Annotated in this window: 12 protein-coding genes; 4 read left to right on the top strand and 8 right to left on the bottom strand. The window is 71.7% G+C overall.

Annotation, left to right across the window (positions count from 1 at the left end):
* Positions 1–22: 22 nt before the first annotated feature.
* A complete protein-coding gene (locus ACFKCF_RS04295) occupies positions 23–2,392 on the bottom strand; it encodes a GMC family oxidoreductase (protein WP_394490816.1) in 2,370 nt (789 codons plus the stop codon).
* Between the two features lie 156 nt (positions 2,393–2,548).
* On the opposite strand from ACFKCF_RS04295, the gene ACFKCF_RS04290 reads away from it, so the two are divergent.
* From ACFKCF_RS04290 to ACFKCF_RS04280, 3 genes are all read left to right on the top strand, one after another.
* Positions 2,549–3,610: a hypothetical protein gene (locus tag ACFKCF_RS04290; RefSeq protein ID WP_394490814.1), complete on the top strand. Its 1,062-nt coding sequence runs from the start codon at positions 2,549–2,551 to the stop codon at positions 3,608–3,610.
* On the top strand, positions 3,607–4,524 hold the full coding sequence (locus ACFKCF_RS04285) for an acetoacetate decarboxylase family protein (RefSeq protein ID WP_394490812.1): 918 nt from the start codon (positions 3,607–3,609) through the stop codon (positions 4,522–4,524). Before ACFKCF_RS04290 ends, ACFKCF_RS04285 begins: the two co-directional genes overlap by 4 nt.
* Positions 4,525–4,588: 64 nt before the next feature.
* On the top strand, positions 4,589–6,523 hold the full coding sequence (locus tag ACFKCF_RS04280; protein ID WP_394490810.1) for a peroxidase family protein: 1,935 nt from the start codon (positions 4,589–4,591) through the stop codon (positions 6,521–6,523).
* A gap of 18 nt (positions 6,524–6,541) precedes the next feature.
* Here ACFKCF_RS04280 and ACFKCF_RS04275 read toward each other — a convergent pair whose 3' ends face one another.
* From ACFKCF_RS04275 to ACFKCF_RS04250, 6 genes are all read right to left on the bottom strand, one after another.
* Positions 6,542–7,060: an N-acetylmuramoyl-L-alanine amidase gene (locus tag ACFKCF_RS04275; protein WP_394490808.1), complete on the bottom strand. Its 519-nt coding sequence runs from the start codon at positions 7,058–7,060 to the stop codon at positions 6,542–6,544.
* A gap of 196 nt (positions 7,061–7,256) precedes the next feature.
* Positions 7,257–9,350 carry an ArnT family glycosyltransferase gene (locus tag ACFKCF_RS04270; RefSeq protein ID WP_394490806.1) on the bottom strand — a complete coding sequence of 698 codons (2,094 nt, stop codon included), beginning with the start codon at positions 9,348–9,350 and terminating at the stop codon, positions 7,257–7,259.
* The gene (locus tag ACFKCF_RS04265) at positions 9,347–10,522 is read right to left on the bottom strand and encodes a glycosyltransferase (protein ID WP_394490804.1); all 1,176 of its coding nucleotides are present in this window, start codon (positions 10,520–10,522) and stop codon (positions 9,347–9,349) included. The genes ACFKCF_RS04270 and ACFKCF_RS04265 overlap by 4 nt, the downstream gene beginning before the upstream one ends.
* A gap of 24 nt (positions 10,523–10,546) precedes the next feature.
* Positions 10,547–11,911 carry a sensor histidine kinase gene (locus ACFKCF_RS04260; protein WP_394490802.1) on the bottom strand — a complete coding sequence of 455 codons (1,365 nt, stop codon included), beginning with the start codon at positions 11,909–11,911 and terminating at the stop codon, positions 10,547–10,549.
* Positions 11,908–12,609, bottom strand: coding sequence for a response regulator transcription factor (locus ACFKCF_RS04255; RefSeq protein WP_394490800.1), 702 nt, complete (start codon positions 12,607–12,609; stop codon positions 11,908–11,910). The genes ACFKCF_RS04260 and ACFKCF_RS04255 overlap by 4 nt, the downstream gene beginning before the upstream one ends.
* Positions 12,610–12,673: 64 nt before the next feature.
* Positions 12,674–13,876, bottom strand: coding sequence for a cytochrome P450 (locus tag ACFKCF_RS04250; protein ID WP_394490798.1), 1,203 nt, complete (start codon positions 13,874–13,876; stop codon positions 12,674–12,676).
* A gap of 85 nt (positions 13,877–13,961) precedes the next feature.
* On the opposite strand from ACFKCF_RS04250, the gene ACFKCF_RS04245 reads away from it, so the two are divergent.
* A complete protein-coding gene (locus ACFKCF_RS04245) occupies positions 13,962–14,519 on the top strand; it encodes a TetR/AcrR family transcriptional regulator (RefSeq protein WP_394490796.1) in 558 nt (185 codons plus the stop codon).
* A 49-nt stretch (positions 14,520–14,568) separates the two neighbouring features.
* Here ACFKCF_RS04245 and ACFKCF_RS04240 read toward each other — a convergent pair whose 3' ends face one another.
* Positions 14,569–16,077, bottom strand: a complete 1,509-nt coding sequence (locus tag ACFKCF_RS04240) for a phytoene desaturase family protein (protein ID WP_394490794.1) — start codon at positions 16,075–16,077, stop codon at positions 14,569–14,571.
* Between the last annotated feature and the right edge of the window lie 39 nt (positions 16,078–16,116).

Here is a 16,116-nt window from a genome sequence, read left to right as displayed (position 1 = left end):
CGTTGTCAAGGCCGCGCGGCCGTCAGGGCACCCGAGACGCCCCCGCGAAGTCGTGGTACGCGTCCCACAACTCGCCCAGGAACAGCCGGCCGAACCGCACCATCCCCGCCGCCCCGTCGGGCCCCCACGTGCGGAACGTCGTCAGCTGGTGCATGAAGTCCGGCAGGTGGATCCGGATGATCCCCGCGGCGACCACCTCGGCCTCCGCGTCGTCCGCCGGGCGGGTGTGCCCGCGCAGCACCCGGACGTACAGGGTGGAGGTGTCGGACCACACGTCGGCCCCGGGGTCGTCGTGCACGTCCTTGAACCCGGTGAGCGTCAGCGGGGCGTCCCCGTCGCCGGTGAAGTGCAGGCGGTAGAGCATGCGCCGGCGCGCCGGCTCCTCGCCTGCCACGAACAGGTTGAACGACCCGTCCTCCACCCGCAGGCGGCCGCCGCCGAGCACGGGACAGCTCACCCATCCGGCGGCGGACGCCTCGTGCCCGGCGTCGGCCACGAACCGCTCGACGTCGCCGGCGGTGATGGTCAGGTGGACCGCCAGCGGGTGCCCGTTCGCGCGGCCGAGCCGCTCGCCCTCCTCCGGGTCGGCGGAGCCCGGCATGACGTGGCCGCGCATCTCCTCGGTGAAGCTCAGGCCCGACGGGACCGCGGCGTGCCGCGCCGTCCGGGGCGCGGTCTCCAGGACGTGCTCGCAGGCGCGGTCCGAGAGCGCGGCGATGGTCAGCGAGGGGTTGACGCCGACCGGGCCGGGCACGCACGCCCCGTCCAGCACGTACAGCCCCGGATGCCCGAACACCTCGCCGTACTCGTCCACGACGCCCTCCGCGGGGTGGCGGCCCATCGGGGCGCCGCCGACCGGGTGCACCGTGATCACCTTGCGGGCCAGCCACAGGGGGTTGTCGCGGTAGCCGGCCCGCAGGACCCGGGCCATGTCCCGCATGGCGGCGCGCATCGTGGTGAAGTACGGCATGGACGTGCTGGTCGTCCAGTCGACGTCGAGGTAGCCGCGGCGCAGGCGCATGACGCCGTCGGGGATGTCGCGGCCCATGCCGAGCAGGCCCAGCGACCCGTCGGACAGGTGCCCGTCGCCGAGCAGCGCGGCCAGTTCGGCGTTGATCCGGGTCCGCGGCGAGTGGCTCAGCAGGGCCCCGATCCTGTGCAGCACGAACCGGCCGGCCCTCCTGACCTGGCCGCGCACCCCCGCGAACTCCCCCAGCCACTCGGCGAAGGGCGGGTAGCCCGCGTCCTCGATCAGGAAGCCCCGGCGGTCCCCGTGCCCGGAGTCGGCCGCGTCCGGCACCCGGATGGCGCTGGTGATCACCGGGCCGCGGCTGCCCTCCAGCGAGCGGTGGCGGCCCGCGCCGTCGCGGGCGTCCGTGATCACGGTGAGCAGGTCGCCGTTGCCGCTGAAGCGGGCCCCGAGCATGGGGCTCAGGCCGGGGAACTTCGATCTGCAGGTCAGCAGCAGGTACGTCGTCCCGAGCGTGCCCGCGGCCAGGACGAGCCGGTCACAGGTGATCGTGCGCTGGGGCAGCCGCCGGGTGTTGACCCGCCGCCGCTCCTCGCCCGGTTCGTGCACCACGTAGCTCACGGCGTAGCCGCCGCCGGGCGCGGGGGCGAGCCACCGTACCTCGTGCAGGGTGCGCAGGTCCGCGCCGGCGTGCCGAGCCGCCGACAGGTAGGTGTGGTCGAGGGAGTTCTTGGCGCCGTCGTTGCAGCCGAGGTCGCACTCGCCGCGCAGCCGGCACGTCGTACGCGGCAGGCCGTGCAGGTTGCCGTACTCCGGGTCCGGGATGGGCAGGCCGGGAGCGGGATGGCCGCCGGGCTCCGGGGCGAAGGCGACGGCCAGCGGCGGCAGCTCCCACTCCAGCCCCAGCCGCCCGGCCGCCTCGCGCATGGCGAGGGTCTTGGCCGTCGTGTCGTACGGCGGCTGGCCGAGGGGGTAGCGCTGGGGCTGGAGCATCCGCTCCACGGCGTCGTAGTGCGGATCGAGGTCGGCCCGCGTGACGGGCCAGTGTTCGTAGCCGCCGCCGGGCAGCGGGCTCTCCTTGACGAACCACCGCTCCGGCTTGCGCAGCAGGACATTGGCGTAGATGAGAGAGCCGCCACCGAGCCCGCTGGAGACGGCCGCGCCGAGCCCGCGGAAGCTCCACAGGTCGAACAGGCCGTACAGGCCCTCGCTCGGGTCCCACAGGTTGCGCGCCATCGCGGCGGGCGCGCGCGGGAACGAGCCCGGCGGGTACGGCCGGCCGCGCTCCAGCACGACCACCCGCAGCCCCGCTTCGGCGAACCGGTAGGCCGCCACGGCGCCGCCGAACCCCGAGCCCACCACCACGACGTCGGCGTGCTCGCGGGCCGGGCGTCTAGCCTGGTCAGAACCGTTATGGCGCATTGTCTCTCCCTCGTCCGGAAGGGTCCGAAAAGTGGGGAGAGGTAGAATGTAAGAGTAACCGATCGGTGAGCTGAGCACCGGAACCAGAAGTCCAGGAGTCTTAGACCAGGTCTGCCGGCCCGCGGCCGGCAGCGACCCGAGATCGTGGCGATCGGTATGCATGGACGACCCGCAACACACGAACGCGTCGTACCCTTCACCGCCGGAGACGGCAAGAACCTGCGCCTCGTCAACGTGCGCGGGCACGCCCCGCCGACGAAGGCCCCGGTCATCCTCGTGCACGGCGCCGGGGTCCGGTCGAAGGTCTTCCGGGCGCCGGTGCCCGCCAACGTCGTCGACATGCTCGTCTCGCAGGGCTACGACGTCTGGCTGGAGGACTGGCGGGCCAGCATCGACCTGCCGCCCAACCCGTGGACCCTGGACCAGGCGGCGGGATACGACCACCCCGCCGCGGTGCGCAAGGTCGTCGAGGAGACCGGGGCGGACCGGATCAAGGCGATCATCCATTGCCAGGGCTCGACCTCGTTCATGATGTCCGCGTGCGCGGGCCTGGTGCCCCAGGTTGACACGATCATCACGAACGCGGTGTCCCTGCACCCGGTCGTCCCCCGCTGGTCGCGGGCCAAGCTCCGGTACGCGGTGCCGGTCACGCGCCGGTTCCTGACCTATCTCGACCCGTCCTGGGGCGACCACCCGCCGCCGGGCGCGCCCGCGCTGATCACCCAGCTGGTGAAGGCCGCGCACGCCGAGTGCGGGAGCACGGTCTGCAAGCTGGTCAGTTTCACGTACGGCAGCGGCTTCCCCGCGTTGTGGCGGCACGAGAACCTCGGCGCCGCCACGCACGACCTCTGGATCCCGCACGAGTTCGGCCCGGTGCCGCTGACCTTCTTCCGGCAGATGGACAAATGCGTGCGCAGCGGCCGGCTGGTCGCCTACGAGCACATCGCCGGCCTGCCGGAGGACTACACGGCGCAGGAGCCGCGTACCGACGCCCGGGTCGTCTTCCTGGCGGGCGAGCTCAACCGCTGCTTCCTCCCGGAGAGCCAGCGCCGGTCCTACGATTTCTTCTCCCGCTTCGCCCCCCACCACTCCCTGCACCTCCTCTGCGGATACAGCCATCTGGACGTGTTCTTCGGCGAGCGCGCCCACCGCGACGTCTTTCCGCTGATCATCGAGGAGCTGGCCGGCACGCCGGCCCGGCACAGGGGGGACCGATGACCTTCACCGCACGACGCCGGCGCGTGGCCGGCCGATTCGCCAATGTGGACGGCATCCCGTTCCGGATGCCAGTGGGGACGCGGGGCAGCCCGGCGCTGATCGCCGCCTACCCGATCGACCCGCGCGGCGCTCGTGAGGCGCTGCCGGAGGAGCTGAGCCCGTACCGGATCCGCGGCGAGGGGGTGCTGCTGATCGCGGTCGTGGACTACCAGGACACCCCGATCGGCACGTACGTGGAGCTCTGCACCGGGATCCTGTGCACGCCGGGCGACCGGCCCGCCCCGCCGCTGCTCCCGCTGCTGCTGCGCTCGGCCTTCGGCACCGGCGTCCACCTCGGCGACATGCCGGTGAGCACCGAGATCTCCGTCAAGGGCGGCCTCGGCATCTGGGGCATGCCCAAGCGGCGCGCCTCGCTCGACTTCCTCACCGGCGAGTCCACGGTCAGCAGCCAGTACGACCTCGACGGGCAACTGGTCATGCGCGTGGACGTGCCGCGCCCGGCTCGGGCCTGGCTGCCGATGCGCTTCACCGCCACCGGCTACTCCTCCTTCCGCGGGATGCTCTGGAAGTGGTCCGCCACGCTCTGCGGGCGGATGGGCCTGACATGGGGCGGCGGCCCGGAGAGCCGGCTCCTCCTCGGCGACCACGAGCGGGCGGCGTGGCTGAAGCGGCTGGACATCCGCGACCGGCCGTTCCTGACCGCCTTCATCCCCTCCGTGCGCGGGGTGGTCCACGACCGCGTGGAGGGCTGGTTCCACACCTCGGCCACGCCTCCCCCGCCGCCCGTGCCGGGCCTGGAGGCCGTGGTCGGGCTGGGGCTCGGGCAGGACCGGCTGCCGCCTCCCGACCGTGCGGCGACGGACCGCCTGCTGGGCCTGCCCGGGCCGCGCGAGTACGCCGCGCCGCTGCCGTAACCGCCCGCTCACCGCCGAAAACCGCAGCCGACCGTCCACAGTCGACCGCTCACGGGGAGATCTCATGAAGCACCGCCTCCGTATCGCCGCGCGCCTGACGGCCGCCTCCACCCACGCCACCGCGCCCGCGCCCGAGCGCACCGAAGCGCCCGAGCGCGCCCGGCCGGCCGTCGGCCGGGAACCGCCGGTCGCCGGGGCGGGCTATCGCCGCTCGTGGTTCTGGACGGCCTACGAGGCCGTGGCCCAGGCGCTCGACCACCGGTTCGGCTGGGACCGGCTGCCCACCCCGCTCGGTCTGGCGGTCCTGGTGGGCATCCGCAACCGGCTGCGCAAACAGAACCTGTACGACACCGGCCGCCTGCCCTCCGTGGGCACGCCGCCACCCGCCCTGGACCCGAAGGGCCACAACGTACGGCGGACCGCCAACGGCTCGTACAACGACGTGGACCATCCGGCCATGGGCATGGCCGGGACACGGTTCGGGCGGAACGTCCCGTTCGACCACGCGTTCGCCGAGACTCCCGAGCGGGTCATGACGCCGAACCCGCGCATGATCAGCCGGCGGCTCATGACGCGCACCGAGTTCCAGCCCGCGCGCTCCCTCAACGTCCTGGCCGCGACCTGGCTGCAGTTCATGATCAGAGACTGGTTCAGCCACGGGATCAGCCCGTCGGAGGACCCGTGGACCATCCCGCTGGAGCCGGGCGACGACTGGCCCGAACCCCTGCTGACGATCCCGCGGGTCCCTCCCGACCCGACCCGACCGCCCGGCTACGACGGGCCCGCGACCTCGCTCAACACGCTCACCCACTGGTGGGACCTGTCGCTGGTCTACGGCCTCAGCGACGAGGAGCAGCGTACCCTGCGCACCGGGACCAGGGGGAGGATCCGCCATCGTCCGTCCGGAACGCGGGCGATGGCCGGCGGCAAGGCCGACCCGGCCCGCGAGCCGGGCTTCTGGCTCGGCCTGGTGATGATGCAGGGGCTGTTCGAGCGCGAGCACAACGCCATCTGCGAACGGCTCCACGCCGAGTATCCGACCTGGGGCGACGACGAGCTGTTCGAACGCGCCAGGCTGATCAACGCCGCGCTCGTCGCCAAGATCCACACCGTGGAGTGGACGCCCGCGGTCATCAGCCACCCCACGGCGGTGACCGGCCTGCGAAGCAACTGGTGGGGCCTGGCCTCCGAGCCGATCAACAGAGCGCTGGGCAGGATCAGCCGGAGCGAGACGATCAGCGGCATCCCGGGTTCGCGCACCGACCACTTCGGGGTGCCGTTCAGCCTCACCGAGGAGTTCGCGGCCGTCTACCGGATGCACCCGCTGATCCCCGACGACTACAGCCTGCGCCACCTGCGCGACGACTCCGGGATCCGTAGCACCACGCTGCGGGAGCTGTCCGGCCCCGCGGCGCTGCGGGTCGCCTCGGCCATCTCACCGGCCGACCTGCTGTACTCCTTCGGGACCGAGCACCCGGGCGCGATCGTCCTGCACAACTTCCCGCGCCTGCTGCAGGAGTTCGAACGCCCCGACGGCAAGCTCGTGGACCTCGCGGCCACGGACCTGATCCGCTGCCGGGAGCTGGGCGTGCCCCGCTACAACGAGTTCCGCAGGCTGCTCAACCTGCCGCCGGCGAGCGGGTTCGACACGCTCACGGACGACCCTGCGCTGGCGGAGGAGCTGCGCGAGGTGTACGCGGACCGGCTCGAGGACGTCGACCTGATCGTGGGCATGTTCGCCGAGAAGCGCCCGGAAGGGTTCGCCTTCAGCGACACGGCCTTCCGGGTCTTCATTCTCATGGCCTCGCGCAGGCTCAACAGCGACAGGTTCTTCACGCCTGACTACGCCGAGCGGGTCTACACGAGGGCAGGGCTGGACTGGATCGCGAACGGCAGCATGGCCTCCGTGATCCTGCGCCACCATCCGGAGCTGCGCCCGGCCCTGCACCGCGTGGGGAACGCGTTCGCGCCGTGGCGCAGGTCCGGCGCCACGGCCTGAGGTGCCGTCCCCGCCGCGTCAGGCGAGCCGGTCGTCGTCCGACGGCAGATCGGCGCCCGCCGCGGCGGGGACCGGCATGCCGGCCTCCACCCAGGCCAGCAGCTTCGAGCCTGGACAGTCGGTGTTGCCCACGTGAAGGTGGGCGAGCTTTTCCAGCGGGCGGCCGGCCTTGGCGCAGGCCTCGTCATACACGGCGCGGATCGCCATCTTCACGGCGTCGGTCGGGTTGTCCATGCCGATGTAGGAGCATCCGATGGCCTTGACGTTGTGATTCGTGGCGTGGGCTCCACGCACGTTCCAGCCGCGGCCCTCGTACACGGTGCCGTCGTCCCGGACGAGGAAGTTGTAGCCGATGTCGTTCCAGCCCCGCTCGTCTATGTGGAAGTCCTGGATCTGCCGCGGCGTCTGGGTCGTCGGTCCCTCGGTGTGGTGGACGACGAACTCCGTACGCTTCTCCCACGGGACCTTGACGACGGCGTCCGGGTCTCTCGGCGGGCGGGCGTTCCATTCACTGCGCTTGACGATGTTGATCGCCATGTCTCCCCCTTGTTAGTGCTCGACTTTCCGCAGGTTAAGTGGCAGGCGAGCGGGAGAGCGGGGTGCGGCGCGCGGGCATGCCGCGATCGTTGGCCATATTTCATCCTGTCTTGGGCGACTTCAGCCTTGATGGGCAGCTGGGCCGAGAATGAGCCGGTTGATGGGTAGGGGCGCCGTCAAGGCACCCCTTGCCCGGTTACGCGGCGCAGTCGTAGAGGCCGTCCTGGCCGTCCACGGCCTTGCAGTTCTGCTGGACCCAGGTGGTCACCTCGGTGTCGCCCCGGCCCGGCCCGCCGCGGTCGCCGCCCGACAGAACGTAGCGGAGTTGCCCGGAGGAGGTGAGCTCTTTGAGGCGATCCACGGTCATGGCGGCGTCGCTGCCGGTGAAGCCGCCCATGGCGAGCACGGGCCTGCCGGTGGACAGGATGGTCGGCGAGGCCTGCATGGCGCTGTTCACCGCGACCAGCCAGGTGGCCTTGCCCTGGTTCGCCAGGAGGTACTTGACCATGGAGTCGCTGATCCCGCCGCCGGGGCCGCCGCCCATGAAGCCCGCCCGGCCGAACCTTCCCGTGCCGGAGCCCGCGTCCTGCCCGCCGGGCTGTCCCTGACCGCCGGGCGTCTGGCCGTTGGGGACCTGGCCGTCGGGCGTCTCGCCGCCGGGCGTCTCACCGTTCGGCGCCTGGCCGCCGGGGAGGTCGCGGCCGGGGAACTGGCCGCCCGGGAACTGACCGCCCCGGAACTGGCCGCCCATCCGGCCGAAGCCCATCTGCCCCGCGTTCGGCCCGGCGGTCGGGTTCGTCCCGTTCACCTGCGACCCCAGCGGCGTGACGGCGTACGCGGCGGGGCCGGCCAGGCCGGCGACCACCGTGGCCGCCAGCGCGACGGCCGCGATCCTGACCGTCACCTGCGCCCGTACCCTGGCCAGCACCAGCACCACCACAGCGGCCAAGGTCGCCCCGAGCACGACCCAGGCCAGCCACGGCGCCCAGTCGGGCGTGCGGCGCAGCACCACGAACGACCAGCCGCCCGTCAGGGCCACCGCCGGCGGCAGCGCCCAGGCCCAGGTCCGCGACCGCCGGTACTCCTGCCACATGGCCGCCCCGCCCAGCCCGCACAGGGCGGCCACGGCGGGCGCCATCGCGGTCGTGTAGTACGGGTGGAAGGTGCCGCTGGAGAAGCTGAACACGACGTAGTGGACGACCAGCCAGCCGCCCCACAGCAGCCACGCCGCCCCGGACGGGCCCTCGATCCGGCGCGCCCGCATGACCGCGGCGAACGCCAGCGCCACCACGCAGAACGGCAGCAGCCAGGAGATCTGCCCCGCCAGGACGTCGTTGAACAGCCGCCCGGCCCCGGACTCCCCGCCGAAGCCGCCGCCACCACCGGGCCCGCCACCGGCTCCGCCACCTGGTCCGCCGCCCTGGCCGAAGATCCGGCCGAGCCCGTTGTAGCCGATCACCAGGTCCCAGACGGAGTTGTCCGTGGAGCCGCCGACGTAGGGCCGCGAGCCGGCGGGCCAGAGGTCGACGATCACCATCCACCAGGCGCTCGACGCCAGCATGACCAGGCCGGCCGCCAGCAGGCGCCCCACCCGCCTGAGCCACGGCACGCGGGCGCACAGCAGGTACGCCAGGGCGAAGGCCGGCACCACCAGATACGCCTGGAGCATCTTCGCGTTGAAGGCCAGCCCCACGAAGAGCGCGCACACCAGCAGCGACCGCAGGCGCCCGGTACGCAGCGACTCCAGGCAGAACCAGGCCGCCAGCACGAGCAGCAGCACGAGGATCGTGTCGGGGTTGTTGTCCCGGTTGATCGCCACGGTGATCGGGGTGAGCGTCATGACCACGGCCGCGACCAGGGCCGCCGCGTCGGCGTACGTCCTGCCGGAGCAGGCGCGGCGCACGGCCGAGTAGACCAGGCCGACGGCGGCCACCCCGGCCAGGGCCTGCGGGAGCAGCATGCTCCACGTGCCGTAACCGAAGATCCGCGCGGACAGCCCCATCACCCACAGCGCCAGCGGCGGCTTGTCCACGGTGATGAACGACCCGGCGTCCAGTGCGCCGAAGAAGAACGCCTTCCAGCTCTGCGTGCCGGACAGGATGGCGGCGGCGTAGTACTCGTTGGCGTTGCCGCTCAGCCCCCACGCGTACAGGACGAACGCGACGGCGAGCACCGCCCACATGGCGGGCCGCGACCAGCGCGGGTCCTCCGCGGCGCCCAGGAGGACGCGTGCGGGCAGGCTGCGGCTCGTTGCGGCCCGGCGCCCGGGCCGCATGGCGGTGGCGGTCATCGTGCCATCCTCCGCTTGGGGTTGAAGACCCACACGCGCAGCAGCAGGAAGCGGACGAGCGTGGCCGCCGCGTTGGCGATGATGACCGCGATCAGCTCAACCCCGTGCGAGACGCCCACGGGCAGCAGCGCCAGGCTCCCCGAGGTGAGCGCCAGCCCGACGAAGAACGCGATCAGGCCCTCGAACTGGTGCCGCATCGCCCCGGCCGAGCCCTTGACGCCGAACGTGAAGCGGCGGTTCGCGGCGGTGTTGGCCACGGCCGTGACCAGCAGCGCGATCGCGTTGGCGGCCAGCGGGGAGACGATCTGGCGCAGCAGCGAGAACAGCGCCAGGTACGCCAGCGTGCTGACCACGCCGACGATCGCGAACCTGGGCAGCTGCTTGGCCATCCCCTTCGGCAGCTCGGCCCGCTGGACCCGGGCCGGCACCGGGATGCGGGCCGCTCCCGACAGCGTCTTACGCGCGACCCTGGCCAGGCCGCGCAGGTCGTCGAGCGCGGTCCGGATGATGTCGACCCGGCTGTCCGGATCGTCCACCCAGTCCACGGGCACCTCGTGGATGCGCAGCCCGTGCCGTTCGGCGAGCAGCAGCAGCTCGGTGTCGAAGAACCACTGCTCGTCCTCGACGCCGGGCAGCAGCGCCTGCGCGATCTCCGTACGGACGGCCTTGAAGCCGCACTGCGCGTCCGAGAACCCGGCCCCCATCACCGAGCGCAGCAGCAGGTTGTAGGAGCGGGAGATGAACTCGCGCTTCGGCCCCCGCTCGACCCGCGACGCCCTGGCCAGGCGGGTGCCGATGGCCAGGTCGCTGTGACCGGAAAGGAGCGGCGCGACCAGCGGAAGGAACGCGTCGAGGTCGGTGGACAGGTCCACGTCCATGTAGCTCACGACGTCGGCCTCGCTCTGCGACCACACCCGCCGCAGCGCCCGTCCGCGACCCTTCTCGTCGAGGTGCACGGCCCGCACGTGCGGGAGCTCCTGGGCGAGCTCCGTGGCGATCTGCCAGGTGTTGTCGCTGCTGGCGTTGTCGGCGATCGTGATGCGGAAGCCGTAGGGGAAGTTCCCGGTGAGGTACGTGTGCAGCCGGGTGATGCTCCCACGGAGCGCCCGCTGCTCGTTGTAGACCGGGACGACCACCTCGACCAGGCGCGTCCTTACTGCTGTTATCTCCATGCAGCCAGCTCACGGGTCGGGTCTTTAACGGGACTTATCCGATTCTGAGTTACGCATGAGAGTTCCGGGAAGGTCCATTGTCGCGATCGCTCCGCCACCGGGCGCATTCGCCAGACGTACCTCTCCCCCGGCCTCCGCGACGGCCTGCGCCACGATCGCCAGGCCCAGCCCGGATCCGGGCAGGCCACGGGCGGACGGGGAGCGCCAGAAGCGCTCGAAGACGTGCGGCAGCTCCTCCTCCGGCAGCCCCGGGCCGTGGTCGCGCACGGACAACCGGCCTTCCCACAACGACACCTCGACCTGGCCGCCAGGACTGAACTTGGCGGCGTTGTCGATGAGATTGAGGACGGCGCGTTCGAGGGAGGTGGTGCTGCCGACGACGTACCAGGGCCTGAGGTCGCTGACCACCTCGGCGCCGCGCAGCCTGGCCCGCTCGACGGCCGCCGTCACGACCTCGTGGAAGGCCAGCTCGACGTGCGGCTCGTGCTCGGTGTCGCCCCTGGCCAGCTGGAGGAGGTCGGCGACGAGCGTGGACAGCTCGGCGAACTGGGCCTTGACGTTGGTGAGCAGGCGTTTCTTGGCCTCGGGGTCGAGGCTGCGGCCCGTCTGCTCGCTGCGGAGGAGGAGGTCGATGTTGGTGCGCAGGGTGGTCAGGGGGGTGCGCAGCTCGTGGCCGGCGTCGGCGACGAGCTGTTTCTGACGCTCGCGGGAGCCGGCCAGGGCGGTGGTCATGGCGTTGAAGGATGATGAGAGCCGGGCGATCTCGTCGTTGCCGGTGACGGGGATGCGGGTGTCGAGGTCCTCGGTCTGCGCGATGTGCTCGACGGCTCTGGTGAGCCTGCCCACCGGGCGCAGTGCGGCGCGGGCGATGAGCAACCCTGCCGTGGCGGCACCCAGCACGCCGAGCGCCGACACGAATCCGAGCAGCAACGCCACGTTCTGCAACGTAGTCTGCAGACGGCCCATCGGCCGGGCGTCCATGACGGCGATGCCGGGGCCGACGTTGGCCGTGACGATGCGCATGGGCGAGCCGTCCTCGGCCAGCCCGTTGTGGACGTGCGGCCTGCCGCCCTCCGACGCCACGCTGAGGTCCTCCGGCGTTATCTTCAACGCCGCGCCCAGATAGCAGGTGGGGCGGCCGTCGCTGTAGATGATCTGCGTCGCCTGCGGCGGACCGTAAGGTCCGGCGGGCTCGGGAGTGGGGCGGCAGTGCTCCATGAGCCAGGGCAGGTTGTTCTCGCCGGGACGTGGCTTCAGCTCCCGGTCCACCTGGTCGTAGAGCTGTCCCCGCACGATCATGAAGCACGCACCCGCGCTGATCGCGATGGCAAGTGCTACAGCCGCCGTGACCAGGAGTGTGATGCGGGTGCGGAGGCTGCGCCAGATCACTGCGTGGCCCGTAGGACGTACCCCACCCCGCGCACCGTGTGGATCACGCGGGGCTCACCCCCGGCCTCGGTCTTGCGCCGCAGGTACATGACGTACACGTCGAGCGAGTTGGACGTCGGCTCGAAGTCGAACCCCCACACCTCGCTGAGGATCTGGTCCCGGGTGAGCACCTGGCGCGGGTGCGCCAGGAACAGCTCCATCAGCAGGTACTCGGTCCGCGTCAGGTCCAGCCGGCGATCGCCGCGCATGACCTCCCTGGTCGCCAGGTCCATGCGCAGGTCGCCGTACGTGAGCGTGTCGGCGCCCTCGTCGGGGCTCGCGCTCAGCGCGCCCCGCCGCAGCAGCGCGCGGACCCGGGCCAGCAGCTCGTCCAGCTCGAACGGCTTGACGAGGTAGTCGTCGGCCCCCGCGTCGAGCCCCGAGACCCGGTCGCCCACCGCGTCGCGGGCGGTGAGCATGAGGACCGGGATGTGGTTGCCCGAGGCGCGCAGCCGCCGGCACGCGGTCAGGCCGTCGAGGCGGGGCATCATGACGTCGAGCAGCACCGCGTCGTAGGTGTCGGCCGCGACCGCGTCCAGCGCCGCCTGCCCGTCGTTGGCCGTGACGACCTTGTAGCCCTCGAACTCCAAGCTCGACTGCAGCGCTTCGCGCAACGCGGGCTCGTCGTCCACTACCAGCAACCGTGCGGGCTCACTCATGCGACAAACGCTAGAGGCTCATCATGAAAACCTGATAAACGCCGTCATGCGCGTTCCATGAGGATCACCACGCGACCGGCATCGCCTTGAGGCCGAAGATGGGGCCGTCGCTCTTGATCGGCAGCTGCTCGTCCGGCACGGTGACCCGCAGGCCGGGGATGCGCTCGAACAGCGTGCGCAGCGCGATCTCCATCTCGGCCCTGGCCAGGTTCTGGCCGAGGCACTGGTGCACACCGTACCCGAACGCCACGTGGTGGCGGGCCCCGCGCTCGACGTCGAACTCGTCCGGCCGCTCGAACGCCCGCTCGTCCCTGTTGGCGGAGGCGCCGAGCACGAAGATCCCCTCGCCCTTCCTGACGAGCTGTCCGTCGATCTCCTGGTCCTCGACGGCCACCCGGTCGAAGGCCACCCAGTCCACGATCGAGTGGTAGCGCAGCAGCTCGTCCACCGCCATGGGCCACTTGTCCGGGCTCTCGCGCAGCGCGGCGAGCTGGGCGGGGTGGCGCAGGAGGGTGAGGGCGGCGAGCGGGATCATGTTCGCGGTGGTCTCGTGGCCCGCGACGAGCAGCAGGAAGGTCACGCCCACCAGCTCGGCGTGCGTGAGCCGGCCGCTCTGGATCAGCCGTCCGAGCAGGTCGTCCTTGGGCTGTCGCGCCGCCTTGGTGACCAGGGTGTCGAGGAAGTCCTTGAGCTCCATGATCGCGGTGTGGCTCGCGGTGGGGCCGTCGGCGGTGGAGAGCATCTCGCGGGTGCGCGACTGGAAGAACTCGCGGTCGTCGACGGGGACGCCGAGCAGCTGGCAGATGACCAGCGACGGCAGCGCCAGCCCGAACGCCTCCACCAGCTCCGCCTCGTCGCCCTTGGCCAGCATGTCGTCGATGAGCTCGTCCACCGTGCGCTGGATGCCGGGCCGCAGCTCCTTGACGCGCCTGACGGTGAACTCGGGGATGAGCAGCCGCCGGAACCGGCCGTGCTCGGGCGGGTCGAGGTCGATGAAGTGGCCGACCGCGAACTCCCGTGCCGCGGCCAGCTCCTCGGGGGTGGGCGGCTCCGGTCTGAACTTCCAGTTGGGGTGACCGGGGGTCGCCGGGTTGGTGCTGATGCCCGTGCCCGACAGGACCTGTTGGGCCGCGGCGTGCCGGGTGACGAGCCAGATGTCCCCGCCGGGGAGCGAGGCTCGGACGAGGGGGGCCTGCTCGCGCATCCGCTCGTACTCGGGCGGGGGCGCGAACGGGCAGGTGCGCTGGACAGGGAAGGTTTCGGCCATAGTCTGCTCCCTACACGCCGGATCGCATTACTTACTTACGCGAAAGTAAGCAATCGCGGCCCGGCCGTCAAGTGATGGGAGCGGAATGGCAGGGCGGCGGACGGACACCAGGGATCGGATCCGGCAGGTGGCGCTGGAGCTGTTCGCCGAGCAGGGGTACGAGCAGACCACGCTGCAGGAGGTGGCGGAGCGGCTGCAGATCACCAGGCCGGCGCTCTACTACCACTTCAGCACCAAAGAGGCGATCCTGGAGAGCGTCGGGGAGCGGCTGGCCGAGTCGATCGACGAGCTGGTGGAGTGGGGGCACGCGCAGCCCAGGACGCCTGAGTCCAGGCGGGAGATCCTGCGGCGCATCGCCGAGCTGCTGGAGGGGCAGTGGCGTCCCCTGTTCAAGTTCGCGCAGGTGAACCAGGGCGTGATGCAGGGCCTGCCGGCCGGCGAGCGGATGCAGGCCGGGATCGTCAAGATGGTGTCCCTGCTGGAGGATCCGGAGGCCGGTCCGGTGCGGAAGTTCGAGGCCCGGCTGGCGGTGTTCGCGGTGATCCTGGGCAGCGTGCCGTTCCTGTTCGACCTGGACGTGCCGGAGGCGGAGCGGGCCTCCGTGGCCATGGAGGTGGCCACGAGGCTGATCGCCGAGGATTGAGCCCAGCAGATCAGCACAGGGAATCAGCGCGGGGCATCAGCGCGGGGGATCAGCGCTTCAGGACCGCCATGGCCGCGTTGTGGCCGGCGATCCCGCTCACGCCGCCGCCCCTGCGGGCGCCCGCGCCGCACATCAGGATGCGCTCGTGCTCGGTCTCGACGCCCCACCTCTCGCCCTCTTCGGCGTACGGCCAGCTCAGGCCGGTGTGGAAGATGTGGCCGCCCGGCAGCCCGGCCTCGTTCTCGAGGTCGACCGGGGTCCTGGCCTCGGCGCACGGGGTGCCGTCGGGGGCTCTGAGCAGGCATCCCTCGATGGGCTCAGCGAGGACGGAGTTGACGGAGGCGAAGGTGGCGTCCAGAGCGGCCTTCCTCGCCTTATCAGGATTTTTCCGGAAAAGGCGGGCGGGCATGTGGAGGCCGAACAGCGTCATCGTCTCGGCTTCGCCCCTGAGCCCGGCCCCGAGGATGGACGGGTCGGTCAGCGAATGGCAGTAGACCTCGGCCGGCGGCAGCTCCGGGATCTCCCCGCGCGCCGCCTGCTCGTAGGCCGCGGCGAGCTGGTCGCGGCTCTCGTTGATGTGGAAGGTGCCGCTGAAGGCCGCCCGCGGGTCCACGGACGCGTCCTTCAGCCGGGGCAGCCTCGTCAGCACCATGTTGACCTTCAGCTGCGCCCCCTCCGGCACCTCACCGGGCCTGCCCAGCACCCGGTCGAGCACAGCCGGCGGCAGGTTGACCAGCACGTGGCCGCCGTTCACCGTGTGCTCGCCGCCCTCGTCCGCGAACGTGATCTCGCCGGACGGCGAGATCCCGACGATCTCGGCCCCGGTCCTGATCTCGGCGCCCGCCCGCCTGGCCGCCGCCTCGAGCGCCCCCGAGACGGCGCCCATGCCGCCGACGGGGACGTTCCACTCGCCGGTGCCGTCGCCGATCACGTGGTAGAGGAAGCACCGGTTGGCCGACAGATCGGTGTCGGGGTCGGCGAACGTGCCGATGAGCGCGTCGGTCAGCACGACGCCGCGCACGGTGTCGTCCCCGAACCGCTCCTCCACGGTCCGGCCGATCGGCCGCTGGAACAGATCTCGCCACGCCTCCGGGCCGACGAGCCGTTCGACCTCGGCGGCGGACGGGAGGGGTTCGAGCAGCGTGGGCGCCAGCGCCCGCGCCACGCGCGCGGTCATGCCGTAGAAGTCCCGCCATGCCTCGTGGTCGGCCTCGCCGCCGGTGACGCCCCTGAACGAGGCCGCCGTCGCCGCCGCGTCCTCGTTGTCGACGAGCAGGCCGGTGTCGCCCTTGGGCGTGTACGAGGCGTAGCGCCGGCGGCGCAGCTCCAGGTCCAGCCCCAGGTCCCGGACGATCGCGGAGGGCAGGAGGCTGACGAGGTAGGAGTAGCGCGACAGCCGTACGTCGACGCCGGGGAAGGCCCGCGCGGAGATCGCCAGGCCGCCCACGTGGTCCTGCCGCTCCAGGACGAGCACGCTGCGCCCCGCTCCGGCCAGGTAAGCGGCCGCCACCAGCCCGTTGTGCCCGCCTCCGGCCACGATCACGTCGTACGACCCCATCTCCGCACCATACGACCCCACCCACACCACCCGTCAACG

It is taken from the genome of Nonomuraea sp. JJY05 (assembly GCF_043496855.1).
In the GTDB taxonomy this organism is placed as follows: domain Bacteria; phylum Actinomycetota; class Actinomycetes; order Streptosporangiales; family Streptosporangiaceae; genus Nonomuraea.
The sequence above is the reverse complement of the archived record's forward strand: the minus strand, read 5'-3'. Positions and strand labels throughout refer to the sequence as shown.